The organism is Clostridium thermobutyricum DSM 4928 (assembly GCF_002050515.1).
GTDB lineage: Bacteria > Bacillota > Clostridia > Clostridiales > Clostridiaceae > Clostridium > Clostridium thermobutyricum.
Genome location: NZ_LTAY01000026.1, coordinates 22,511 through 46,698, shown reverse-complemented (window position 1 = coordinate 46,698; position 24,188 = coordinate 22,511). Strand labels below are relative to the sequence as shown.

22 protein-coding genes are annotated in these 24,188 nt (G+C 26.2%); 4 read left to right on the top strand and 18 right to left on the bottom strand.

Annotation, left to right across the window (positions count from 1 at the left end):
- Positions 1 to 3 precede the first annotated feature (3 nt).
- Positions 4 to 591, bottom strand: a complete 588-nt coding sequence (locus CLTHE_RS03955) for a thymidine kinase (RefSeq protein WP_080022089.1) — start codon at positions 589 to 591, stop codon at positions 4 to 6.
- Between the two features lie 166 nt (positions 592 to 757).
- Here CLTHE_RS03955 and rpmE point away from each other — a divergent pair, with 166 nt between their 5' ends.
- On the top strand, positions 758 to 964 hold the full coding sequence (rpmE, locus tag CLTHE_RS03950; protein WP_002598683.1) for a 50S ribosomal protein L31: 207 nt from the start codon (positions 758 to 760) through the stop codon (positions 962 to 964).
- A 115-nt stretch (positions 965 to 1,079) separates the two neighbouring features.
- Positions 1,080 to 2,177, top strand: coding sequence for an MGDG synthase family glycosyltransferase (locus CLTHE_RS03945; protein WP_080022088.1), 1,098 nt, complete (start codon positions 1,080 to 1,082; stop codon positions 2,175 to 2,177).
- Positions 2,178 to 2,209: 32 nt separating this feature from the next.
- On the opposite strand, the gene rho is transcribed toward CLTHE_RS03945, so the two are convergent.
- The 12 genes from rho to CLTHE_RS03885 all read right to left on the bottom strand — a co-directional run bounded on the left by rho (position 2,210) and on the right by CLTHE_RS03885 (position 17,075).
- On the bottom strand, positions 2,210 to 3,631 hold the full coding sequence (rho, locus tag CLTHE_RS03940) for a transcription termination factor Rho (protein ID WP_423237259.1): 1,422 nt from the start codon (positions 3,629 to 3,631) through the stop codon (positions 2,210 to 2,212).
- A 195-nt stretch (positions 3,632 to 3,826) separates the two neighbouring features.
- Complete coding sequence (locus CLTHE_RS03935; RefSeq protein WP_002598686.1) at positions 3,827 to 5,437, bottom strand: CTP synthase; 1,611 nt, start codon at positions 5,435 to 5,437, stop codon at positions 3,827 to 3,829.
- Between the two features lie 429 nt (positions 5,438 to 5,866).
- On the bottom strand, positions 5,867 to 6,283 hold the full coding sequence (locus CLTHE_RS03930) for a YwiB family protein (protein WP_002598687.1): 417 nt from the start codon (positions 6,281 to 6,283) through the stop codon (positions 5,867 to 5,869).
- An 11-nt stretch (positions 6,284 to 6,294) separates the two neighbouring features.
- A complete protein-coding gene (locus tag CLTHE_RS03925; protein WP_002598688.1) occupies positions 6,295 to 7,284 on the bottom strand; it encodes a DUF814 domain-containing protein in 990 nt (329 codons plus the stop codon).
- 113 nt (positions 7,285 to 7,397) lie between these two features.
- Positions 7,398 to 8,027 (bottom strand): stage II sporulation protein R, encoded by a 630-nt coding sequence (gene spoIIR, locus CLTHE_RS03920; protein ID WP_080022086.1) that lies wholly within the window; start codon positions 8,025 to 8,027, stop codon positions 7,398 to 7,400.
- 68 nt (positions 8,028 to 8,095) lie between these two features.
- Positions 8,096 to 8,938 carry a 4-(cytidine 5'-diphospho)-2-C-methyl-D-erythritol kinase gene (gene ispE / locus CLTHE_RS03915; protein ID WP_080022085.1) on the bottom strand — a complete coding sequence of 281 codons (843 nt, stop codon included), beginning with the start codon at positions 8,936 to 8,938 and terminating at the stop codon, positions 8,096 to 8,098.
- A 339-nt stretch (positions 8,939 to 9,277) separates the two neighbouring features.
- Entirely contained in the window at positions 9,278 to 11,890 is a 2,613-nt protein-coding gene (gene cphA, locus CLTHE_RS03910) for a cyanophycin synthetase (RefSeq protein WP_080022084.1), read from the bottom strand.
- The gene (locus CLTHE_RS03905; protein ID WP_080022083.1) at positions 11,862 to 12,698 is read right to left on the bottom strand and encodes a cyanophycinase; all 837 of its coding nucleotides are present in this window, start codon (positions 12,696 to 12,698) and stop codon (positions 11,862 to 11,864) included. The genes cphA and CLTHE_RS03905 overlap by 29 nt, the downstream gene beginning before the upstream one ends.
- Before the next feature lie 105 nt (positions 12,699 to 12,803).
- Entirely contained in the window at positions 12,804 to 14,366 is a 1,563-nt protein-coding gene (locus CLTHE_RS03900) for a DUF3794 and LysM peptidoglycan-binding domain-containing protein (RefSeq protein ID WP_080022082.1), read from the bottom strand.
- Positions 14,367 to 14,683: 317 nt separating this feature from the next.
- Positions 14,684 to 14,920, bottom strand: a complete 237-nt coding sequence (locus CLTHE_RS03895; RefSeq protein WP_002598694.1) for a Veg family protein — start codon at positions 14,918 to 14,920, stop codon at positions 14,684 to 14,686.
- A 163-nt stretch (positions 14,921 to 15,083) separates the two neighbouring features.
- Positions 15,084 to 15,965, bottom strand: coding sequence for a sporulation peptidase YabG (yabG, locus tag CLTHE_RS03890; protein ID WP_080022081.1), 882 nt, complete (start codon positions 15,963 to 15,965; stop codon positions 15,084 to 15,086).
- A 108-nt stretch (positions 15,966 to 16,073) separates the two neighbouring features.
- Positions 16,074 to 17,075, bottom strand: coding sequence for a CotS family spore coat protein (locus CLTHE_RS03885; RefSeq protein WP_080022080.1), 1,002 nt, complete (start codon positions 17,073 to 17,075; stop codon positions 16,074 to 16,076).
- A 106-nt stretch (positions 17,076 to 17,181) separates the two neighbouring features.
- Between CLTHE_RS03885 and CLTHE_RS03880 the strand changes: the two genes are divergently transcribed.
- Positions 17,182 to 18,300, top strand: a complete 1,119-nt coding sequence (locus CLTHE_RS03880; RefSeq protein ID WP_080022079.1) for a glycosyltransferase family 4 protein — start codon at positions 17,182 to 17,184, stop codon at positions 18,298 to 18,300.
- A gap of 29 nt (positions 18,301 to 18,329) precedes the next feature.
- Here the strand turns inward: CLTHE_RS03880 and CLTHE_RS03875 are convergent, their stop codons facing one another.
- The 4 genes from CLTHE_RS03875 to CLTHE_RS03860 all read right to left on the bottom strand — a co-directional run bounded on the left by CLTHE_RS03875 (position 18,330) and on the right by CLTHE_RS03860 (position 21,798).
- Complete coding sequence (locus CLTHE_RS03875; RefSeq protein WP_158082654.1) at positions 18,330 to 18,941, bottom strand: TetR/AcrR family transcriptional regulator; 612 nt, start codon at positions 18,939 to 18,941, stop codon at positions 18,330 to 18,332.
- A 141-nt stretch (positions 18,942 to 19,082) separates the two neighbouring features.
- A complete protein-coding gene (locus CLTHE_RS03870; protein WP_080022077.1) occupies positions 19,083 to 20,108 on the bottom strand; it encodes a CotS family spore coat protein in 1,026 nt (341 codons plus the stop codon).
- Positions 20,109 to 20,120: 12 nt separating this feature from the next.
- Positions 20,121 to 20,795 carry a hypothetical protein gene (locus CLTHE_RS03865; protein WP_080022076.1) on the bottom strand — a complete coding sequence of 225 codons (675 nt, stop codon included), beginning with the start codon at positions 20,793 to 20,795 and terminating at the stop codon, positions 20,121 to 20,123.
- 10 nt (positions 20,796 to 20,805) lie between these two features.
- Complete coding sequence (locus CLTHE_RS03860) at positions 20,806 to 21,798, bottom strand: CotS family spore coat protein (protein WP_080022075.1); 993 nt, start codon at positions 21,796 to 21,798, stop codon at positions 20,806 to 20,808.
- A gap of 125 nt (positions 21,799 to 21,923) precedes the next feature.
- Here CLTHE_RS03860 and CLTHE_RS03855 point away from each other — a divergent pair, with 125 nt between their 5' ends.
- The gene (locus tag CLTHE_RS03855) at positions 21,924 to 23,048 is read left to right on the top strand and encodes a glycosyltransferase family 4 protein (RefSeq protein WP_080022074.1); all 1,125 of its coding nucleotides are present in this window, start codon (positions 21,924 to 21,926) and stop codon (positions 23,046 to 23,048) included.
- Here CLTHE_RS03855 and CLTHE_RS03850 read toward each other — a convergent pair.
- Entirely contained in the window at positions 23,029 to 24,180 is a 1,152-nt protein-coding gene (locus CLTHE_RS03850) for an ABC transporter substrate-binding protein (protein ID WP_080022073.1), read from the bottom strand. The two genes, CLTHE_RS03855 and CLTHE_RS03850, sit on opposite strands and share 20 nt — an antisense overlap.
- Positions 24,181 to 24,188: the final 8 nt, after the last annotated feature.

Genomic DNA, 24,188 nt, shown 5'->3' with positions numbered 1-24,188 from the left:
AATTTATTTATTTTCTTTAAATCTAAAAAAGCATTCCCCACATAAAGATTCATATTGAATATCATCTGTATTATCAATAGCTACTTGCTCTCCTTCAAAAACAAACTTTCCATTTATTTTTCTTGCATTAACTATTGCTTTATTTCCACATTTACATATAGTTTTCATTTCTTCTATACTATGTGCTATTAATAATAGTCTCTCACTACCTTCAAAACCATTCATTTTAAAATCTGTTCTAAGTCCATAGCAAATTATAGGAATTCCATTTTTAACTGCTATTTTAAATAATTCATCTATTTGATAGCTCTTTAAGAATTGTACTTCATCTACTAAAATGCAGTTAAGTTTCCCTTTTTGTTCTACATCTTTTTCTATAATTTCTACTATATTATCTTTCTCTTCAATTAAATAATCAACTTCTCTTATTACTCCTAATCTTGAAACTAAATTATTTCCACCTTTTTTATCAGTAAAAGGCTTTAGTAAGACTACTCTCATTCCTCTTTCTTCGTAATTATGTGCAACTTGCATTAAGTGTGTTGATTTTCCTGAGTTCATAGCCCCATATCTAAAGTATAATTTGCTCAATTTTTTATCTCTCCCTCTTCTTTAAACTTTTATAATTGATTATATCATTTATATAAATTTATAAAAAGACATTTTTCCAAATAGCACTTGTTGACTGCCCTATATACATATGTTATACTCTAGTAGTTATTTGAAAAATAAAATTTTTTATAAAGAGGTGAAATAAATGAAACAAGGCATACATCCAGAATACCATCACGATGCTGTGGTTAAGTGTGCATGTGGAAACACTTTTACAACTGGTTCTGTTAAAGAAGAGTTAAAAGTTGAAATATGTTCTAAATGCCACCCATTCTTCACTGGTAAGCAAAAAATTGTTGACGTTGGTGGAAGAGTTGATAAATTCAACAAAAGATTCAACCTTAACAAATAGAAATTTAGGGGAAAGACATCGTCTTTCCCATTTTTCTTATAAAAAATTGTATTTTATTTAGTAAAAATAAATGTTAGACTATATTTATCAATTTTAAATAAAGAGAGTGAATTTAATGAAAAAGGTTTTAATTTTATCAGCTTCAACTGGACAAGGTCATAACCAAGCTGCTGATTCATTAAGTGTTGCCTTTAAAAAGAGAGGATTTGAAACATCTAGACGTGACTTTTTAGAAGGAAGTAGTAATCTTCTACTAGCATTATTTGTTGGGTCCTATGAAGTTTCTGCTATGAATTTTCCTGGAATGTATGGATTATTTTATAAATTAACTAATAATCCTACAATTAATACATTATCAACTATTCCATTTTATCTTGTTAGAAAAAGAGTTTTTAATATGATAAAAGAGGAAAATCCTGATTTAATTGTTACAACACATCCTCTTAGTATTTGTTTAATTTCAGGACTAAAAAGAATGGGAGTTAAAGTTCCATTTATATCAATAGTAACTGATTTTAAGGCACATTATACATATGTTAGCAAATCTACTGACCTTTATATAACTGGAAGCAAATTTACTAAGAATTGGCTCATAAAAAAAGGAATAAATGAAGATAAAATATACCCTCTTGGTATTCCTATAAAGGAAGATTTCTTCTTAAGAGACCCTAATATAGATGATATTAAACAAGATGGTTATTTCAACGTCCTATTAATGAGTGGCAGTATGGGATTAAGAAATATTTCTTTTGTATTAGAAGAACTTTTAAAAAATCCAAATAAACTTAGGATAACTGTAATATGTGGAAATAATAAAGAACTTAAGAAGAACTTAGATCATCATCTAAGTGAAAATTATAAAGATAAAAAACTTCATATATTAGGCTTCTCAAATGATATAGCTTCATTTATGGAGTATTCTGATGTTTTAATTTCAAAACCAGGTGGACTTACTGTTACTGAATCAGTAGCAAAAAATTTACCATTAATAATTCCATTCTCTATTCCTGGTCAAGAAAGCGAAAATACAGAATTTTTAACTTCTAATGGCTTAGCTCTTAGTGTAGATAAAATTTCAGATATAAATACTCTTATTAATGATTTAATAGAAAATCCTAGTAAGCTTTCTGAAATAAAGTTTAGAATAAAAGCTCTATCAGATACTTATTCTATTGAAAAGATAATAGATTTATCTGAAAAGCTAATAAAGTGATACAGAATTTAAACTCTGTATCACTTTATTTTTTATAATTTTGTCATCTTTTCAAATACTCTTATAAAATCATCATTATTTTTTGTTTTTGATAAAATCTTTATAAGATTTTCAGTTACATTATCTCCATTTCCATCAGAATACATTGTTTTTCTAATGTTGTATGCAACTTCTTTTTCTTCTTCTGATAATAATAAATCTTCTTTTCTTGTTCCAGATTTATAAATATCTATAGCTGGGAATATTCTTCTTTCTTGAAGTCTTCTATCTAAGTGAACTTCCATATTTCCTGTCCCCTTAAATTCTTCGAAAATCATATCATCCATTCTTGACCCTGTATCAACTAAAGCTGTTGCAAGAATAGTTAAGCTTCCACCTTCTTCAATATTTCTAGCTGCTCCAAAGAATTTCTTTGGCATAATTAAAGCTCCTGGATCTAGTCCACCTGAAAGTGTTCTTCCTGTTGGAGTTATTGTTAAGTTATATGCTCTTGAAAGTCTTGTTAAACTATCTAATAGTATAACTACATCTTGTCCTTGCTCAACCATTCTTTTTCCTCTTTCAAGAACCATTTGTGAAACTTTAGCATGATTTTGAGGTTCTTCATCAAATGTTGAATATATAACTTCTCCATTTATTGAACGTTGCATATCAGTAACTTCCTCTGGTCTTTCATCAATTAAAAGAACTATTATTTTTATATCTGGACAGTTAATAGATATATTTCTAGCAATTGTTTTTAAAAGTGTTGTTTTACCTGCCTTTGGAGGTGCTACAATAAGACCTCTTTGTCCCTTTCCTATTGGACAAATAATATCCATAAGTCTTGTTGATAATTCATTATTATCTTTTCCCTCAAGTCTTATTCTTTCTTTTGGATATATAGGCGTTAATTTTTCAAATCTAGTTCTTCTTATAGCTTTTTCTGGAGATTCATCATTTACTGTATCAACATAAATTAATGCCTTAAATTTTTCTCCTTCTTTTGCTTCTCTAGCTTTACCTTGAAGTTTATCTCCAGTAGAAAGATTAAATCTTCTTATTTGTGCTGGTGAAACATATATATCTGCACTACTACTTAAATAGTTTTCTCCTCTTAAGAATCCAAAACTATTACTCTCTTGTATCTCTAATATTCCTGAAACAGTTTGAACATTTGATGAGAAACCTGTTTCTGTACTTCTATTATTTCCATAATTACTATTTGAATAATTATTATTAGAATAATTTGAATTTTGATTTTCTACTTGTTTATTTTCTCTTGTTTTTGGTGATATTTTTTCTTGTAATATAACACCATCTTTATTTATTTTATTTTCTACAGCATTTATCTTATTTTCTATTTTACTCTCTTTATGATTTAATATTTCATTTATTAAATCATCTTTTTTGAACTTTGATATATTTTTTATTTCTAGCTCTTTAGCTATTTCTTTTAGCTTAACTAAAGTCATACTTGAATATAATTCTTTTGACAAAGCTACACCTCCATATTTATATGTAATTTTATAATCAATTGGGAATTTTAACTAAGAATATTAGAATTACAAGACTTTTATTATATTATCCTTTATGATTTAAAATTTTGCAAGATTAAATATTTAAATAAAAAAAGAATACTCTATTTTAAAGAGTATCCTTTTTTATTATTATTTATTCTTATTTTCCATAGCTGCTTTAATAAATCCTGCAAATAATGGATGTGGTCTATTTGGTCTTGATTTTAATTCTGGATGGAATTGAGCTGCAACAAACCATGGATGATCTTTTATTTCTATTATTTCAACAAGTCTTGAATCTGGGCTTGTTCCTGCTATTGTCATTCCTGCTTCTTCTATTCTTGTTCTGAATTCATTATTAAACTCATATCTATGTCTATGTCTTTCGTATATAACTTCATCTTTGTATAATTCATATGATTTAGTATTTTCATCTAATCTACAAGGATATAATCCTAATCTCATAGTTCCACCTAAATCTTCTATATCTTTTTGGTCTGACATTAAATCTATTACTGGATATTTAGTTTCTGGATTTAATTCTGAACTGTGAGCTCCTTCTAATCCTAAAACATTTCTCGCAAACTCTATAACAGCACATTGCATTCCTAAACATATTCCTAAGAATGGTACTTTATTTTCTCTTGCCCATCTTATAGCTTCAATTTTACCTTCTACTCCTCTATCACCAAATCCACCTGGAACCAATATACCATCTACTCCTTTTAATGCTTCATTAGTATCCATATTTTCTAATTCTTCTGAATTAATCCATTTTATATTTACTTTAGAGTTATTATCTAATCCACCGTGACTTAATGCTTCAACTACTGAAATATAAGCATCATGTAATTCAACATATTTCCCAACTAAAGCTATGTTAACTTCTTCTTTTAAATTCTTTATTTTTTGAACCATATTTATCCATTCAGTATTATCTATATCTCTGCATCCTAAGTGTAATTTTTCGCATACAAGATTATCTAATCCTTCATCATGTAATAATAATGGTACTTCATATAAATGTTCCGCATCTAAGTTTTGAATAACTGATTTTCCATCTATGTTACAGAATAAACCTATTTTATTTTTTATATCTTCTGATAATTCTTTTTCTGATCTACAAACTATTATATCTGGTTGGATACCTATACTTCTTAATTCTTTAACTGAATGTTGAGTTGGTTTAGTTTTTAGTTCTCCAGCTTTTCCTAAGAAAGGAACTAAAGTTACGTGTATGAAACAAACATTTTCTCCTCCAACTTCACTTCTTACTTGTCTTATTGCTTCTAAGAATGGTTGTGATTCAATATCTCCAACAGTTCCCCCGATTTCTGTAATAACTACATCTACATCTCTTTCTTTTGACACTCTATAAACTTTTTCTTTTATAGCATTTGTTATGTGAGGTATAACTTGAACTGTTCCTCCAAGATATTCTCCTCTTCTTTCTTTTGAGATTACTGACCAATAAATTCTTCCTGTAGTAATATTACTATTTTGACTTAAATTTTCATCTATAAATCTTTCATAATGTCCTAGGTCTAAGTCTGTTTCTGCTCCATCATCTGTTACGAATACTTCCCCATGTTGATATGGACTCATAGTTCCTGGATCTACATTTAAATATGGGTCAAATTTTTGTATTGAAACTTTAACTCCTCTATTTTTTAATAATCTTCCTAATGAAGCTGCAGTTATTCCTTTTCCTAATGCAGATACTACTCCACCTGTTACGAATACATATTTTGTTTGTTTCATTTTATATCCTCCCTTAATTTTCATCTTTTTTGTTGACATTCACGTTTTAACTCTGTATAATAGATATTACCCCATAAAAATAAATTGTGGGGTTATTTGCGCTTGTGCAAATCTTAACAACATAGATATTATACTATCACAATCAAAATTCAATTTCTAGTCTTATTTTGTTCATATTATTGGTATTTTTTTACTTTGTTCGCATAAGGCTTTATTTTTTTGCCCTTTTTTACTTAATCATATTATTATCTTACCTATTTCCTTTTATACTAATTCAATACTTATATATCTTTGTTCATTATTATAAAAAAATATTTTATATTTAATTTAAAAATATAAATATTTATATTGCAAAACTAATTATGTTTTTTATAAAAATATATAAAAATTATGCCTTAAAAGGAATTCCTTTTAAGGCATTATGTTCTTTTATTTAGTTTGTATGTCTAAACTTATTTGTGTTTTAAAAGGTGCTTGATCTAAAACTTTCATATCATATTCGATAAAAACTTTACCACCATTTTCTGTAACATCAATATTTAATTTATGTGTATTTATTGTAAGCTCTAACATACCATAAGGAGTATTATATAAAGATACAGTAGATTCACCTTTTCTAAAATCCATTTTAGTACTTGTACTTCCTTCTCTTTCAAGTACTACATAATCTTTATTTACTCTTAAAGTAGTATTAGTACCAGCCATTCCTGATATTTCTGTTTCCTTATATTTGGCAACAAATTCATCTTCAGTAATTATAAATTTTCCTGGTGATAGAACTTCAATAAGTTCATTGTTTTCCATAGTAGCATTACTTAATATTTTTATAACTGCGTCTTTTTCCATAAAAATACCTCCTACTTCATTTGAACTATATATTTTTCTATCTCTTCATCAGTTGCAGGTTTAATAGATAATGTACCATCAAATTTACATCCAAATTTACCATATGATACTTCTACAGCTTCCTCATCTTTTCCTTTGCTATATCTACCTGCAATTTTAGCTCCTAATTTAATATCTTCTTCACTAGCATCTCCACTAATTATAACCATAGCTCCATTATGGCTTACAGGATACATTACTGTATCTTCTTTAGATAAAAGACTTTTTATAGCATCTCCTTCTTCTTTTGTTCTTGTTACTATAATAGTCTTACCAGCTTCACTTACAAAGTGTCTACCATATCTTAAAAGCTCAATTTCTTTTGGTGTTGCATCACCTTGTCTTTGAAGTGTTTCTTTTAATCTTAATGAGAAGTTTGGTTCTGTTAATCTACATCCACCTGCTGGTGATGGATAATCTTTTATTCCCCATTCTTCTGCAAGAGCCATTTGTGGTTTTCTACTTCTTCCTGAAATTTTAAGTAATTTTGATCTATCTACTAAACCACTTTTCTCCATTTCAGTTTCTTCTAAGTTTTGTGCACATAAAGGTCTTAAGATTTTGTCTGCAAATCCAGATTCAGCTTTTACTTTTCCTAGTGCTTGTTTATTTTGTGACATTGGTCTTTGATTTAAAACTTCACCAGTTATTATAAAGTCTGCATCAAATTTTTTTAATAATTCTCCTGAATATCTCATCATCATTGCGTGACAATCTATACATGGATTCATATTTTTTCCCCAACCATGCTTTGGATTTTTAACCATTTGGAAGTGTTCATTTGAAAAATCAACTACTTCTAATGGAATATCTATTTGCTTTGTCATTCTTCTCGCATTCTCTTCATTAAAGAAATAAGATCTAAAACAAACTCCTATAACTTCAATACCTTGATCTTTTATTAATTTTGCTGCTAGTATACTGTCTAATCCACCAGATACCATTGCTAATGCTCTAGTCATAAATTTTCCTCCTAATTTATATATATAAATAAAAATCCCTAACTTCTTTTTTATTTAAGCTACAAATTAAAGTTTATGATTATTAAGACTTTTTATCAAGTATTTTTTGAATTTTAAAACAATTCTTTTATTACTTCAAAAATTTTAACTTTAACTTTTACATCTTCTTCCTTTTCATACGCTACATTCCCATCTATCATACTATCCATAGTCTTTTCTGTTTCTTCATAAGATAATTCACCTTTAGTTACATCAGTAAAACATAATGGTGGAAACATAACACACCACCAATTTTCACCTTTATAATCACCTATTAATATTCTAAATGCTTCATACTCTCCTTGAGGAAGAATTATATTCCCATAAATTTTTTCTGGGAAATTTTCTTTTTTAAGTTCAATTGAAACTTTATAATCATAACCTTCTTCTTTTATTATTTTTTCTGCTATAGCTTGTACTTTATCTTTATTCTCTTTTAATAACTCTCTAGTCATTTCTAAGCTTTCAGATTTCTTTAAAATTGGCTCCATATATTTTATAACATTATCTTTTACTTTTAATTTTAAAGCTTGATCTTCATCACTATTACTATTAGCTAACACATGAAATCTTATTAGCTTGTCCTTAACATCTTCATAAGAATAAGTTATTCCTCTGTCTGATTCTACTTTTTTTATATTTTCTACACATCCTGTAAGTGTAAATAAATTTATAATTAATACTATTCCTAATAATTTTCTCATAAATAAAACCCCCTTAATAGTAATGATTATTACCAATCAAGAGAGTTTTATACAAAAGTTATATATTTTTAAATTGTTCTAGTCAAAAATACATCTTTATATCTTTTTTTCATATTGTCGTAACAATATTGAGCTTTTAACATATCATCAAAAAACGCAAAAACTGTTGGGCCACTTCCACTCATCATTGAACCTAAAGCCCCCATTTTAATCATTGAATCTTTTATTTGAATAATTTCTTTATGTTTTCTTAAAGTTACATTTTCAAGTAAGTTTTTCATGTTTTTAGATACAAATTTTAAATCATCTTTATCCATTGCATCTAGGATATCTTCTGTGTTTGGATGAAATATTACTCTATCTAAATCAAACTCTTCATATACTGCTTTAGTTGAAACACCAAAAGCTGGCTTTACTAAAACTACTATTTTATTTTTAAAGCCCTTTAGTTCAGTAACTTCTTCTCCGATTCCTTCACAAAGAGCTGTTCCCCCTTTTATACAATAAGGTACATCTGCTCCCAATTTTAAACCAAGTTCCATTAATTTTTCTTCACTAGCATTTATATTAAATAATTTATTCATTATCTTTAATACAGCTGCACCATCAGTACTTCCACCTGCAAGTCCTGCACATACTGGAATATTCTTTTTAATTGTTATGTTAACCCCTGAGTTAATATTATAATTTTCCATAAAAAGCTTTGCTGCTTTATAAGCTAAATTTCTCTCATCATTCGGAACATAAGGCTTATTACAATTTATATTTATTCCACTTTTACATTTATCAATTATGATTTCATCATATAAATCAATAGCTTGCATTATCATTTTTAATAAATGATATCCATTTTCTTTTTTTCCCACTATATCAAGTGAAATATTAATTTTGGCATGTGCCTTTATCTTCATACGATTCCCCTTCTCTTAATAAATATTAATCATAATTTTAACATAGGAAAAACTATGTGTCTATTTAATGATTAAAAATAAGCAATGCATATAGTGTTTTTGTTTATTTAATATAAAAATTTATATTTTTATAAAAAAATAAGAACTAAAGTAAATTATTTTATATCTATTACTTTAGTTCTTATCACAAATTTCTACTATTTTTAAAATACAATAAATAATTTTCTCCTTAAAATATTAAATAAATAATTTAATTATTTTAAATTTTATTTTTGTTCTAATTTATTTCTAAATTACTTTATTTAATTAATTATTGAAAAATGATCAAATTTTAACTTCTTATTGCAAATTATTTTTAACATTATTTTCAACTAAATTATCATTTTTACATTTTTCAATTACACTTAAGACTTTTTCTCTATCCTCATAGAAAACTATTATTAAATCTCCCTCTTCACTTATTTCTAAAGCTCTCTTCATAGCGTCTCTTTCATCAATAAAAAGTTCTTTTTGGCTATTTTTAATATTTCTAAATATTAAACTTGCCATTTCTCCTGGAGCTCTTCCTCTTCTATCATAATCTTCTTTTACTATTATCATATCTAAGAAGTCACTACATAATCTACCTATTTCAGCAGCCATTTCATCACTTCTATCTCCAGCTATTCCAACTACTCCAATAACTCTATTTTTTTCTAACTTATCTATTGCAGCAAATACTCCTTTATAGCCTTCTCCATTATGTCCATAATCAAGAATTACAGTTCTACCAAAGACATCATACATATTAAATCTTCCAGCATTACATTTGCTATCTAACGCAAAAGTTTTAAAGCCTCTTGAAATCATACAATAATCTATTCCCATTCCAACTAAAGCAGCACAAGCCGCTAAGGAATTTTCAATATTAAATTCTATCTTTCCATCTAAAGTTATTGGAACATCTGATACTTTTATAACATCATATTTTCTATTGTTATTTACAACACTTATATAATCATTATCTATAAATACCCCTATTCCACCAGTTAATATCTTCTCTTTTAATAGTTCATTTTCTTTATTTTTTGTAAAATAAATCGTATTACCTTTAACTCTATCTAATATTTTTACACTCCAAGGGTCATCAATATTAATTACAGAATAACCATCTTCTTTTACTTCTTCTAATACAAGAGATTTTACAAACGCTAGATCTTCCATTGTATAAATCTCATCTAAACCTAAGTGATCTTCTGTTATATTAGTTAAAACTCCAACATCAGCTAAATCATATGCTAATCCTTTTCTTATCATTCCGCCTCTAGCAGTCTCTAAAACAGCTACATCAACATCATTATTCATAAGAATGCTTTTAGCACTTTCATATCCTGTATCATCACCTAAATCAATACATTTATCATCTATAAAGATACCTTCAGTTGAAGTCATACCAACCACATTTCCCATCATTTTTAGAACATGTGATATCATTCTAGTTGTTGTAGTTTTTCCGTTAGTTCCTGTTATGGCTACTAAAGGAATATTTTTAGGATTTCCTTTATATAAATAATTTACTATCTCCTGTCCAACATCTTTTACTTCTCCATAAGATGGATGATGGTGCATTCTTATTCCAGGTGCAGCATTTACTTCTACTATTATTCCTCTTCCTTTTAAAGGTAAACTTATATCATCTGTACAAACATCTATTCCACAGATATCTAATCCTATAGCTTTAGCAGCTCTTACTAATAGTTCTTTATTTTCATCACATATTTTATCTGTAACGTCCTCTGCTGTTCCTCCAGTTGATATATTAGCATTTCTTCTAAGAATTATCTCTTTTCCATTTTCTAAAATATCTTCTTTTGAATATCCTGCTTCTTTTATTTTACTTAAAACTTCATTATCTATTTTTATTTTTGTTAATGGTTTTTCATGGTCTTCTCCTCTTAAAGGATCTTCATTAACTTTTTCTATTAGTTGCAATATTGTATCTTTTCCATTTCCAACTATTCTCGGTGGTCTTCTTAAAGATACTGCTACTACTTTGTTATTTACTATGCATACACGATAATCATTTCCTACAATATATTTTTCAATTATTATTTCATCAGAAATTTTAGAAACTTCCTTATAAGCTTTTAAAAGTTCTTTTTCATTTTTTATATTTAGAATAACTCCATTCCCTTTATTCCCATATTGTGGTTTTAGTACTAATGGATATCCTATAACTTCGCCTTCTTTTAGTAATTCAATAACATTTCTAACTTTACTTATCTTACCTACTGGTATGTTTTGTATATCTAATATTTGTTTAGTAAGAAATTTATCACAAGCAATATCTGAACTTAAGCAACTTGTAAAATTACTTATAGTTGAACATATTATTCTTCTTTGTTTTCCATAACCTATTTGATAATATCCTGAATTATCTATTTCAAATACTGGTAATCCTTTTTTAACAGCTGAATCAATAATAGCTTTAGTACTTGGGCCAACTTCTTCGTTATTTTTTATTTCTTTTATTATTTCAATTCTTTTTTCAACATCAACTTCTTGACCTTTTATTATTCCATTTATAATGTCAATTGCTAAATTTGATATCTCTAAAGCTGTTCTTTCATACCAATATTGAAATATTATATAATAATGCTCACCTTTTACTTCTCTTGCTTTACCATAAGATATTTCTATTCCTAATCTATTTTGTAATCCAATTATTATGTGCTCACAGATATGTGAAAGATATGTTCCTTCTTTTAATCTTATTAAAAATCCACCCTCTACATCTATACCACACCTATGTTCTTTAAGCTCAGGTACATATTCAACAATTTTTTCGTTAAATCCTTCAATATCTTTACTTGGAATTTCAGCATATCCTTCTAGGTCTAAATCAAGTCTTATACATTTTTTTCTTGAGTAAATATTTTTCCCTCTATATACTCTTTTGCTTATTATTTTCATTACCTATTTCTTCCTCCTCAAAAGGTATCTTACTCTTAAGATCAAAGCTATTTCCACTTATTAGCACATGTAATTTAACATTAAATATACTTAATACTTTATCCATATCTTGTGCTGATATATTAGTGTAATTTATTCCATCTCCATCTATTACATATACACTACCATTACCAATAACTTTTATTAAGTTACCTGTAACTACAATAGCAGTATTTTCATCAATTCCTATACCTAATATTCCTGGATGTTCTGCAACAGCTGTAAGAAGCCTTCCTATTCTACCTCGTTGTGCAAAATGTTGATCTATAACTACATTATTTAAAAATCCCAATCCTGGAGACATATTTACTATACTTTTCTTTGGAGATTCTTCATCTTCTCCATCAATTATCATAGTCCCACTCATTACAGATGCTCCTGCTGAAGTTCCTACAAAAATTTTATCTTTACTACTTAAAATTTCATCACTTATTTCTGTCCCACCTAAAATACTAGTAATCCTTAATTGATCTCCACCTGTAAAGAAGATGAGTTTTGATTTTTTTACAAACTCTATATTTTCTTTTAAATTAGCTTCTTCTCTGCTATTAATATTTAATATTTTTATATTTTTTACCCCTAATGATTTAAATACCTTTAGATAGTCTTCTCCAATTAATAAAGGAACTTCTGATGCTACTGTCATTACTACTAATAAATCTTTTTCATTATCAATTTCATTACAGATTTCCTTAAGAATTGTTTTATTTCCTTTTTTATCTTCAGCCCCACCAATTATTATCAATTTATTATTTGGTATTTTATCCATTATCGCTCACCTCGCTTTACGCGTTTATTATTATCTCCTAGTTTTTTGATATTTATACAAAAAAAGTCCCACTAAAAATTTAGTGAGACTTAAAAGCAAAATTTATTAACTTATTCTACCTGGAATTAGAAGTTTTTCACCTGGAATTAATAAATTTTCATCTTCTAATTCATTCATTTCTTTTATTTTTTCAATTGTTGTTTTATATTTTTTAGCTAAATTCCAAAGAGTATCTCCTTTTCCTATAACATAAATAGTTATACTAGCTTTTTTAGGTTGCTGTTCTTCTTCCTCTGATTCTTTTATATCACTTACAATTTCTTTATTAACAGCAAATAAAACTTTTGCATTAATTTGAACATTAGCTTTAACTGCTATAGTATTAGCTTCTATGCTTAAATCTAAATCTTCTATACATGCATTTACAATACCTTGCATATTTTGCTTTGAACCTAGTGTTTCTATAGCTGCAGTAAATGGAATATCTCCGTCAACTCTAGCTAAATATTTATCTGCATCTCCTGTTTTATAAACAACACTTAGTTTTATATATCCTTCAACAGTTAATCTATCATCTTCAACTGCTTTATCTGTAATTATAATATTTCCTGACCATGCTATGATACTCTCTGGTCTAGCATCCTCTTCTTTTATATAAATATTATCTTTTACAAGAATATCATTGTTATATATACCATGGATCATTCCCATTTCACAATTTTCTTTTTTGATTTCAACTGGGAATTTAGGTGAATAAGCATCTGTTATAACTTCTAAACTTTCTCTTGATAAAATTTTTATTGCACAAGCAACTTTAAATTCAACATTTAATATTCTTACTTCACCTAAATCATCTTCTTCTACATTTACATCCTTATTCATTAACTCCATTTTTGAGCTTATATTCATATCAGGATTTACATCTGGTGCAGCAATCTCTTTTGAAATATATACATTATCAGTTAAGCGGTATATTTCTTTACTTTCATTTCCTAAGTAAAGTATGTTTATTTTACAGTAACATCCACAATATACTTTTTCATCTCCAATTTTTATTTCTTTCTTTTGAAGAGATATATCTGATTTTAATATTTTTGCTATTTGAGGTTTATCCATGCTTACTCTTATTACAGATTTACCAACTATTTCTTCTAAGTCATCAAGCTTAGTTTTATTTACAGTTTCAGTTTTCTTAAGCATTTCTACTTCATCTTCTGATTCTACATCTTTTATAAGTTCTATTTCTTTTTCTTTATATTTTTCCCAGTTAATATTTAATACTCCGTTTATAGCTACTTTTCTTTCATTTATAATTTTTGCTTCAATATGTTCCATTTTGCAATCTATTTCACAAATTACTTTATGTTCTCCATCCTCTAAATCTAATGTATTAGAAAATTTTTGTGAATAATTTACTGAGCATACTATAAGTCCATCTTCTCTAGCAAGGTAAAGTACATTATAATCTACTTTTCCTTCTATGTTTACTTTATCTCCCGCAGTATCTTTTGAAGTAATTATAGGTTTAGCATCTACCATTAATATCTCTTCTACATCTGGGTGAGTATCAGGTATTAAGTATTCTTCATTTAGCATTGCTGTAGTGTTGCTCTCATTTAATAACTGTTCAAATTGAATATTTTCTTTTATAACATCTATTCTTGACATTTTACCCCTCCTACATAAGTATCTACTAACATATATATACGAATATTACTAATAAAATTACTATATTAGTAATACAAATTTCGACACAAAAACTTTTCTTTTAATTTTTTTTTATTTATTTTAAATTTTTTTCTCCAAATATGTTGACAAGATTTATTTTTTGTCGTAACATAGTAATTGGTTATTGACCATATAACCTCTCATAAATTCTCAATACCCTTTTATACCATAGTTGAAAGATGGAAACCCACCATCTTTCTTTTTTTTATAATTAATTATAAAAAAAATAAAACTTCGAATAAATCGAAGTTTTATTTTTATCCTGGAAAATGTAATTGAACTGTTCTAGTTAAAACATCTGAATAACTATAAGTTACAGTTCTTTGTGTTTCATCTTCTAATCTAACAACAAATATACTAGGATAAACACTCTCTATAATTCCATCATTTACTAGAATTTTTTTTCTTCCGCCGTTCGCTTTTAGGGTAACTTTCTCACCAATATGACCTTCAATACTTTTTTTAATTGAAGCGATTGTTCTGATTCCATTCATATATACACCCTCTTTCATATTTTATATTATACCAGTAATTTGAAAATAAGTCAAACAAAATATTTTATTTTATCATTTACTTACCATAATGTCAATAAATTTGTTTAATATATATTATTATTTTCTTATTTTTTTAGAATTTTATACATAAAAAGTATCTTTTTTATAAATAAGGTGATTTGGGATATCCTTTTCTATATTTTCCTCTAGTTTGAAGCCCTCCTATTCCTTTACTTCCTGTTATTGTATTTTCAATTATATCCTTTATAGGAATAACTTCGTCTATATTTGAGTAAGCTATTTTTTCGCAAACAAACACAGGATCTAAGCAATGTATTAATACTCTACTTGGAGAAGATGCAAAATTAGCTCCTGCATCTAAAATACATTCATAACAACTTTGACATGCACCTGCAAATATAATTAATTCATCATAGTTGTTATTATACTCTCTAAGAGCTTTGACTGATTCTATATAATATTTTGTATTTCTATAATTATTTAAATTTAAATAATCATTTGTATTTCTCAAAACACTATCATGCCCTGTTAATACAACTATATCAGGATTATTTTTTTTTACTAACTCAACTACTCTTTCAGGTTGTTTGCTCTCTGGGACTGCTTCTCCTACAGCTTCTAAAGATAATTGTTTATATACCTTAAGACATGTATCTAAATATTCACTATCTCCATCTATGTGAAGTATTTTTCCTGGTCTCCCAAAAAAAAGTTCATCCTTCTCAGGAGCAGGAGCTTTTTTTGCTTTACTAGATGATTTATCCCCTTTTCTCTCTTTAAGATCTCTATATATCATTATATTTTTTAAAGCTTTATTTACTCTACTATTTAAAATTTTATCTTTTTCCCCACTAAAACTATCTCCAACAGTTTCTAGATCACTCTCTTTAGCATCTGCTACTATTCTTATATTTATTCCTTTTAATATATAAACTTTTTTCCCATCTACTTCTTTTATATCAACAATTTTAAATGTTACATCTTTATTATAAGATTTTCTAACAACAACATCTCCTATACGCATAATATCCTCTTCTTAAAAAATGCTTTATATTAATTTATTCTATATAAAAAAAAATAGTTACAAAAAAACCTTAAGTCTAACTAAAAGTTAGACTTAAGGTTTTAATGTTTAATCTAAATTGTATAAACTTTTGAATTCTTTTAAGAAATTTAAATATTTTTCTTGCTCATCTATAATACCTTGAATTTTTTTAGCAAAAGTATTAGCTCCCCAAGTAACTTCATTATAATAATATCTATTAGCTAGTCTCCAATATCTTTGTGGGAATTGAAGATATGCTAAAAGAACTTTATATTCTGAATCTTCTAATGGACTAACTTCATTATATGAATCGATTATTTCTTTTGCAAATTGTATATCCCAGTCAACTCGCTTAAGTACTTTAATCATAAAATTAGATATGTCAAAAGCTCTTATCTCTCTTTTACAATAATCAAAATCTATTATATTTACTTCATCATTATCATCTATAATTATGTTATGATATGTGAAGTCATGATGACATAAAATCTTTTCCTTTTCTGCAATTTCACACAATCTTTCATAATCTGATGTCATTAATACCTTGCTTGCTTCTTTAGCTAACTCTTTATAAAATTCAACTGATTTTATATATAGAAGATCAAATTCACTTTTATTGTTTTTCTTTCTAGCCATTTCCTTCATTTTATCTAAGGCTTTTAGTCTTTTTTTCATAAGGCCTGGCCATCTTCCTAAGTCACTTTTAAGTTTTGAATTTTCTGGTGGATCATATCCTTTAGATGCAATATGCAATTTTGCAAGTGTGCTTGCTGCTAATTTAACTTCATCAATTTTGTGAAAATCACACTCTCTTCCTTTTAACCACATTGATAAAGTATATAAATCTTCATTTACTAATGCATAAGGATATCCATCTATGTTTAAAAAATATCTATCAACCTTATCAAATCCATTCTTTATTAGGTGTTCTTTAGCACCACATACAAACAATAATTTTTGAGGTCCGTAATTTATCTTTTTTAAACATCTTTCTCCTTTGTTAGTATTCAAATAATATACACCTTTATTAGCCTTTATTGACTCAATTTTGATATTAAATTGTCTTTCGATTTCAAACTCTCTCATCATTGTAATCACCCCCTCTATATCTATATGTTAACTATGTCAAATTTATTAACACTTTTAATATAACTTAATATAATAATATTAGCAATATTTGGGAAGGGATAACAAAATGAAAATTGGCATAGATGGACGTGCAGCTAAATGGTACAGAGGCACTGGAATAGGAACATATACTTATCAGTTAATAACAAATTTAAATAAAATAGATACTTTAAGTGAATATTTATTATTTTCTCCTGAAGGTTTAGATATAAAAAATCTAAATAATAATTTTACCTTAAAAAAAGTAGATGATAATACAACAGAAAATTTTTGGGAAAATGTTAGAGTTCCAAATATTCTCACAGATAAAAGTATGGAATTATATCATATTCCTCAAAATGGTGTTGGATTATCTGAAAATATATACTGTAAAAAAATTATCACACTTCATGATATAATTCCTCTTAAAATGCCAGATACAGTAAGTGATAGATATCTGAAAATATTTAATGAGGAAATGCCTAAAATTATAGATAGCTGTGATGGAATAATAACTGTATCTGAATTTTCAAAAGAAGATATTGCAAAAGAATTTAATTATCCTAAAGATAAGATATTTGTAACTCACTTAGCAGCTGAAGATATTTATAGACCCCTTGGCAAATCAAGCTGTCAAAAAATAATAAAAGAAAAATATAAAATAGATAACAATTTTATATTATATGTTGGAGGGCTTAGTCCTAGAAAAAATATAAAAGGTTTAATTGAAGCCTATTCTTTACTACCTGCGGAAACAAGAGAAAAAACTAAATTAGTTATAACAGGAAAAAAAGGACTTTCCTATGATTCCTATCTTAAAAGAGCTAGAGATTTGAAAATTTCAGATGATGTTATATTTACAGATTTTATTCCTTTAGAAGATCTTCCTATTTTTTATAATGCTTGTGAAATGCTAGTATATCCCTCTTTTTATGAAGGTTTCGGGCTACCACCTTTAGAAGCTATGGCTTGTGGTACTCCTGTAATTGCATCAAATAGAACTTCAATTCCTGAAATATGTGAAAATACTGCTATTTTAATAGATCCTGAAGATATAACTGAACTAGCTGAAAGAATTTTTTTAGTTTTAAATGATAGTTTATTAAAATTATCTATGGTAAATAATTCTATAAAAACTAGTAGAAAATTTTCATTTGAACAAACTGCTTTAAAAACTTTAAACGCATACAAAAAAACAATAGGATAAAATAAAGGAATATCAAAAGATATTCCTTTTTATTTTATATCACTTATTCCTTTTTCTATAATACAAAATAAATCATTTAATTTATTCTCTATATTTTCTTTATTTAACTTCTCTTCTTTTTCTATCATTAAATCAAACAATAATCTAAAAGGTGCAATTAAATTTATAGCTATTATTTTTGATTTCATATCTGATAAATTAAGCCTTGTATCTTTTTTTAAAGTATCAGCTAATTTATATTCGTAATTTTTCCACATAAGTAAAAGACGTGATTTAATACTTGGTGTGTTAGAAATCATTTTTATTAATGAGTTCTCCTCTAATTTAACTATATCTTCTTCATCTTTAATTAATTTAAATATTAACTTCTTTTCTACTTCTATTAAACTCTCTTTATCTTTTCTATTTTTAAAAGAATATATTATTTTATTAATTAGCTCATCTTCTCCTGCAAAAACGATATCTTCCTTTGAATTAAAATATGTAAATAAAGTCTTTACAGATATATTAGCCATATCTGCTATTTCTGCTACTTTAACTTTATCAAATCCTTTTTCATTAAATAATTCCCATGCATTTTTTATTATATCGTTATGAGTTTGTATCTTTTTTCTTTCACGTAAACCTAATTTCTTCTCCATATTTAGAGTTACCTCCATATTATCTATATAGAAATGGTAACTTAGATTTTTTATAAATTCAATATAAAACGAAAGTTAATCACTATTTTATAATATAATCTCGCTTTAAAATATAAATAAGGAATATAAAATATTCCTTATTTATATTTTTTCATTATATTCTTTTAAAAAACTTTTTCTATATATATCATTTTCTAATTTCACTTTAAATTTATTTAAATAGCTTTCATATTCCCAACTCTTTTCTTTATGATAATAAACTCTTATTATTGAATATATATCTCTTGGGAAAGCTAATAAAATTTTTATAAGTTCTAATTCATCTTTTCTTATAGGATTTACTTCATCATAGCTATCAATTATAAACTTTGCTTTATCTATATCAAAAGCACTATTTTTTATCCATTTTAATATTAAATCACTTAAATCTACACATCTTAAGTTTATACTTGAATAATCAAAATCTATAATATTTACTTCTCCATTCTCTATTAAAAAATTATGATGAGCCAAATCATTATGACAAAGAGCTAAAATATCTTCATCATCTTTCATATTATTATAATTACTTTTTGAAAGTAATCTTTCACATTCTTCTATTTCTTTTACATATCTATCTACATTTTCAATAAATAAACTATCAAATTCATTTTTATATTTATAACTGCAAACAAATTTCTTTATTTCTAATAAATCTTCTCTTGCTTCACTATATGATTTAACTAAGTCTTCTCCCATTATTACCATGCTATTTTCTTTTTCTAGGCTATTTTTTAGTCCTTTAGATGCTTTATGAAGCTTAGCAATAGACTTAGCACAAATTTCTAAATCTATTGGATTTGTACAAGATGCTTCTATTCCTGTAATTTTATCCATTACTATATAAAATTCATCTTTCCATTTTATATAGTTTTCTTCATTAGAAAATTTATTTAATCTCATTGTATTTGGATAAGTCTTATTTATATATTTTAATGATTTCTCTATAAAATTTATTTTATTTTGGTCATAATCAACTTTTTTAAGTATTTTATCTCCCTCTTCTGTTTTTAAAATAAATACTTTTCTCAATGGTTGTACATCTTTAACCTTTACTCCTATATTATTGAAAAAACCAATACTTAAGTCATAACTACATAAAAAATCTTTTTCTAAATATCTGCTCATCAAACTCTCCTTTTAAATTACTTTATCACTTATCATTAAATTCTTAAGAACTTCTTTATTTATTTTGCTTTTAAACTTATTTATATATCTTATGCTTTCCCAAGGAGCTAAAGCCATTACATTTATATAATTAAAACTTTCCTCTCCTAACTTAGACTTTAATGTATATTCTCCTATTATCTTTTCCAAATTTAAATGAGCATCATTTTTTCTTATCCTAACAATATATTTAATAAAATCCTCTTCTATTAAGTTATAATTTATTTTTTTTATTTTCCCTATTTCTATTTCATCTAATATTCTAATATTTTTCTCATCTAATCTTCCTATAGATATTTCTTTTCTAATTGAGCTACGTTTTATTAAACTTTTAATATCTATTTTTTTTAAATCTATTAGTAAATTATTCAATCTATTTTTTATAATATTATAAATTTCATCATCCTCTAAATTTTTTAAAACAATATAAGAATTTTTTATTTTTTCTAAATCTCTCCCTATTGAACTATTAATTCCACCAACCTTGCTTGAATTAAAGCTATAAAGAATTTTTTGAAATTCCACAATTAAATTTACATGAGCTAAAATTTCATCTTCACTTTTTAATTCATTAGAATTAAAATACTCATTTCTTATATAAATATTTTTATAAAAAAGATAGTCTTCTAATGCCTTATTTACATTCATATTCTCCCCCTTAAATCTTAATTGATTCAATCATATTTACTTTCCCTTCTATAATCTTTAAATAATTTTCTAATTTATTTATCATAAACTCTTCTCCCCAAGGTTGCTGTTCCCAATAAACTTGAAGTCCAATTTGCCAAAATTCTTGTGGGAAACTTAAAAATGCTTTCATTATTTCAACCTCTTCTTTATCTACAGAAACCTTCTTTGTATATCCCTTTAAAATTTTATCTGTCTTTTCTACTGATGGAGTAGAAAATTTATTTACTCTCCAAATAAGTGAAGCTAAATCATGTAAATTGCTATCTAAAATACAATAATCAAAATCTATAAAATTAATGTTATTTTCTTTATCTAAAATAATATTATGATTGGCTAAATCATGATGACAAAATCCCATCTTCATAACTTGCTTTTCCATTACATTTAAATAATTACTTTTCTTTAGTGCCTCTATCGCTCTATCACATCTTTTTATTTCAGAATCAAAATTTTCTAAATACAATTTATCAAAATCATTTTTATAAGCTTTTTGATATATTCTATTTTTAAAATCATATATTTCATTTTTTCTTGTTTCAAAAACTTTTATCCAAGACATCCATCCTATCCTTGGCTTACTAAATTGAGGTATACTAAAATTTCTACTTTTAACATGAAGTTCTCCAACAGCTTCCCCAATTCTATCTAATTGATTTAATACATCAAAATTACTCTCTTCTCCATTAATCCATTTTGTTAAATATGCATTTTTATTTCCAAGTCTTATATACTTCTTATCACTTTTAGTTTTTAAAAGTGGAAGAACACTTCTTAATCCCTTCTCAAAAAGATGATTCATTGCCTCTATAATAAATAAAAAATGAGGGTAGTCATATTTTATAATTTTTAAACAATATCCCTCATTTCCATTTATCCTATAAGTACTCTTAAATTTTTCAATTGATTTAACTTCTATGTTATATTCACTTTCTATACTTTTTTTTATTAATGTATTTTCCATACTTCTCTCCCTAAAACCTTTCTCTATTTTTCATTATATGTTTTTACTAACCTTTGGTGATTTTTTATTCACCTTTTTATATATTTTTAATACTTTATATTATAAGAATAGAAAGAGGTGTTAAAATGAAAATTGCTATTGATTCAAGAAGTGTTAATCTTCATAGCGGAACAGGTATTGGAACATATACGGAAAATGTTATTTCAGAAATGATTAATATAAATAAAGATGATAATTTCACTTTAATTTGGACTGGTGAAATCGCTGAAAAATTTAAAAAGGATAAGGTTGATTTTTTATACTCTTCAGGAAGACATGGTAGATTTTTTGAAAACATTTATATTCCTAATAATTTAAATGATAGGTCTATTGATTTATATCATATTCCTCAAAATGGTATTGGTTTTCCTTTCGAGCAAAATATAAATACAATTGTAACTATTCATGATTTAATTCCTTACACCATGCCTGAAACTGTTGGAACAGGATATTTAAATAGATTTTTAAAAGATATGCCAAGAATAATTGAACAATCTAAAGGAATATTAACTGTATCCGAATTTTCTAAAAGAGATATTTTAAGATTTTTTAAAGGATATCCTGAAGATAAAATATTTGTAACTCCGCTTGCAACTAATTCAGCTTATAAGCCTTTAGATAAAAAATTATGTAGAAAAAAAATTTGTGATAAATATAATTTTAACACTCCATATATTCTTTATATTGGAGGTTTTAGCAGTAGAAAAAATGTTAGAGCTTTAATAGACTCTTTTATAGAAATAGAAAATAATCTTTCAAAAGAATATAAACTTCTTATTGTTGGTCCTTTAAAAGATGAAGGTGAAGAATTATTTAATTATGTAAAAAATAAAGATAAATTATCATCTATAATTTTTAGTGGATTTGTAGATAATGATTTATTACCTATTTTATATAATGGAGCAGATCTTTTTGTATATCCATCATTTTATGAAGGATTTGGTCTTCCTCCATTAGAGGCAATGAGCTGTATGACACCAGTAATAACTTCAAATGTAACTTCAATTCCTGAAGTTACAGGCGATTCAGCATTGCTAATTAATCCAAATAGCAAAGATGAACTTAGTAATGCTATATTCAAAGTATTAGAAGATGAAAATTTAAAGAATTCTCTTATAAAAAAAGGATATGAAAAAAGCCTCCAATTTTCATGGAGGCAAACTGCAAAATTAACTTTACAAGCTTATAAATCTATTTATGATTATTTATAATATCATTTCTTAACTTTAAATATTCATTATAATTTTGTATTTCAAAAGCCTTCTCAGTTATGTTACTCATAACTATGAGTGGGCTTTTTCCACTAAAATTTTTTATTTGATTTTCTACTGCTACATTTTTATAAGTGTATAAATAGCTTGAAAATACATCACCTGATAAAGTATATTCTAGTGAAGTTTTAGTATCATTAGTCACAAAAGATATGAAGGCTTCACTTAAATTTTCTTTTTCTTTATTTAATGAAACTAAGTTTTCTCCTCCAGCTTCATAAAATTTATTTCCTCCTACAACTAGTGCTGGAGGGTTATTAGCAGTCCAAGTACATTTCTCTTTAGTTTCAGCTATAGCCTTCATTTGGACTATAGAACCAATCTTAGCTGCATATTCTGAATTTGGTTCAGTTGCTATTATATTTTCTTTCTTTAAAGTATTTAGCATATCTTCTGTATTTTTTAATATATCTTGCTCATCATTTCCTGAGCCCATATTTTCCATTAAAATTAAATCTACTAAATCAACATAGTCTTGGCCAACTGCATTTATAAGTCTAACTTTTCCATTACTCTTCTTATAAATATCTTTTCCAATTCTAATTGCATCACTCCAAGTATTTATATCTGTATTATTATAACCATATTTATTAAGCAAATCATTTCTTACATATAAAACTAATGGTGTACTTGTAAATGGAACTCCATAATAGTTTCCATTTATATATACTGATTGAACTCTTGAATTACTAAAGTTCATATTATAAGTGCTTATAACATTTCCAATACTCATAGGTATAATATTTTCTTTTAGAATTAAACTATTTAATTGTTCTCCATTTAATAATGCTATATCTGGTTCTTTCCCCTCTTTATAGCTTTTAACTACTTCATTAAAATAATCTTTACTATCTAAATTTTTAATATCTATAACTACATGTTTATTTTTGGCCTCAAAATTCTCTGCAACTGTCTCCATATATTTGTAATTACTATTTGTAGTCCATATAGTAAGTTTCCCTGAAAGATCTGGCTTCTGCGATTTTTCTACAAAACTTATTATTCCTAAAGAAATTAAAGCTATAATTACAACTGCTATTAGTATTTTTATTTTTTCTCTCAATTTAATCATTCCTTCAC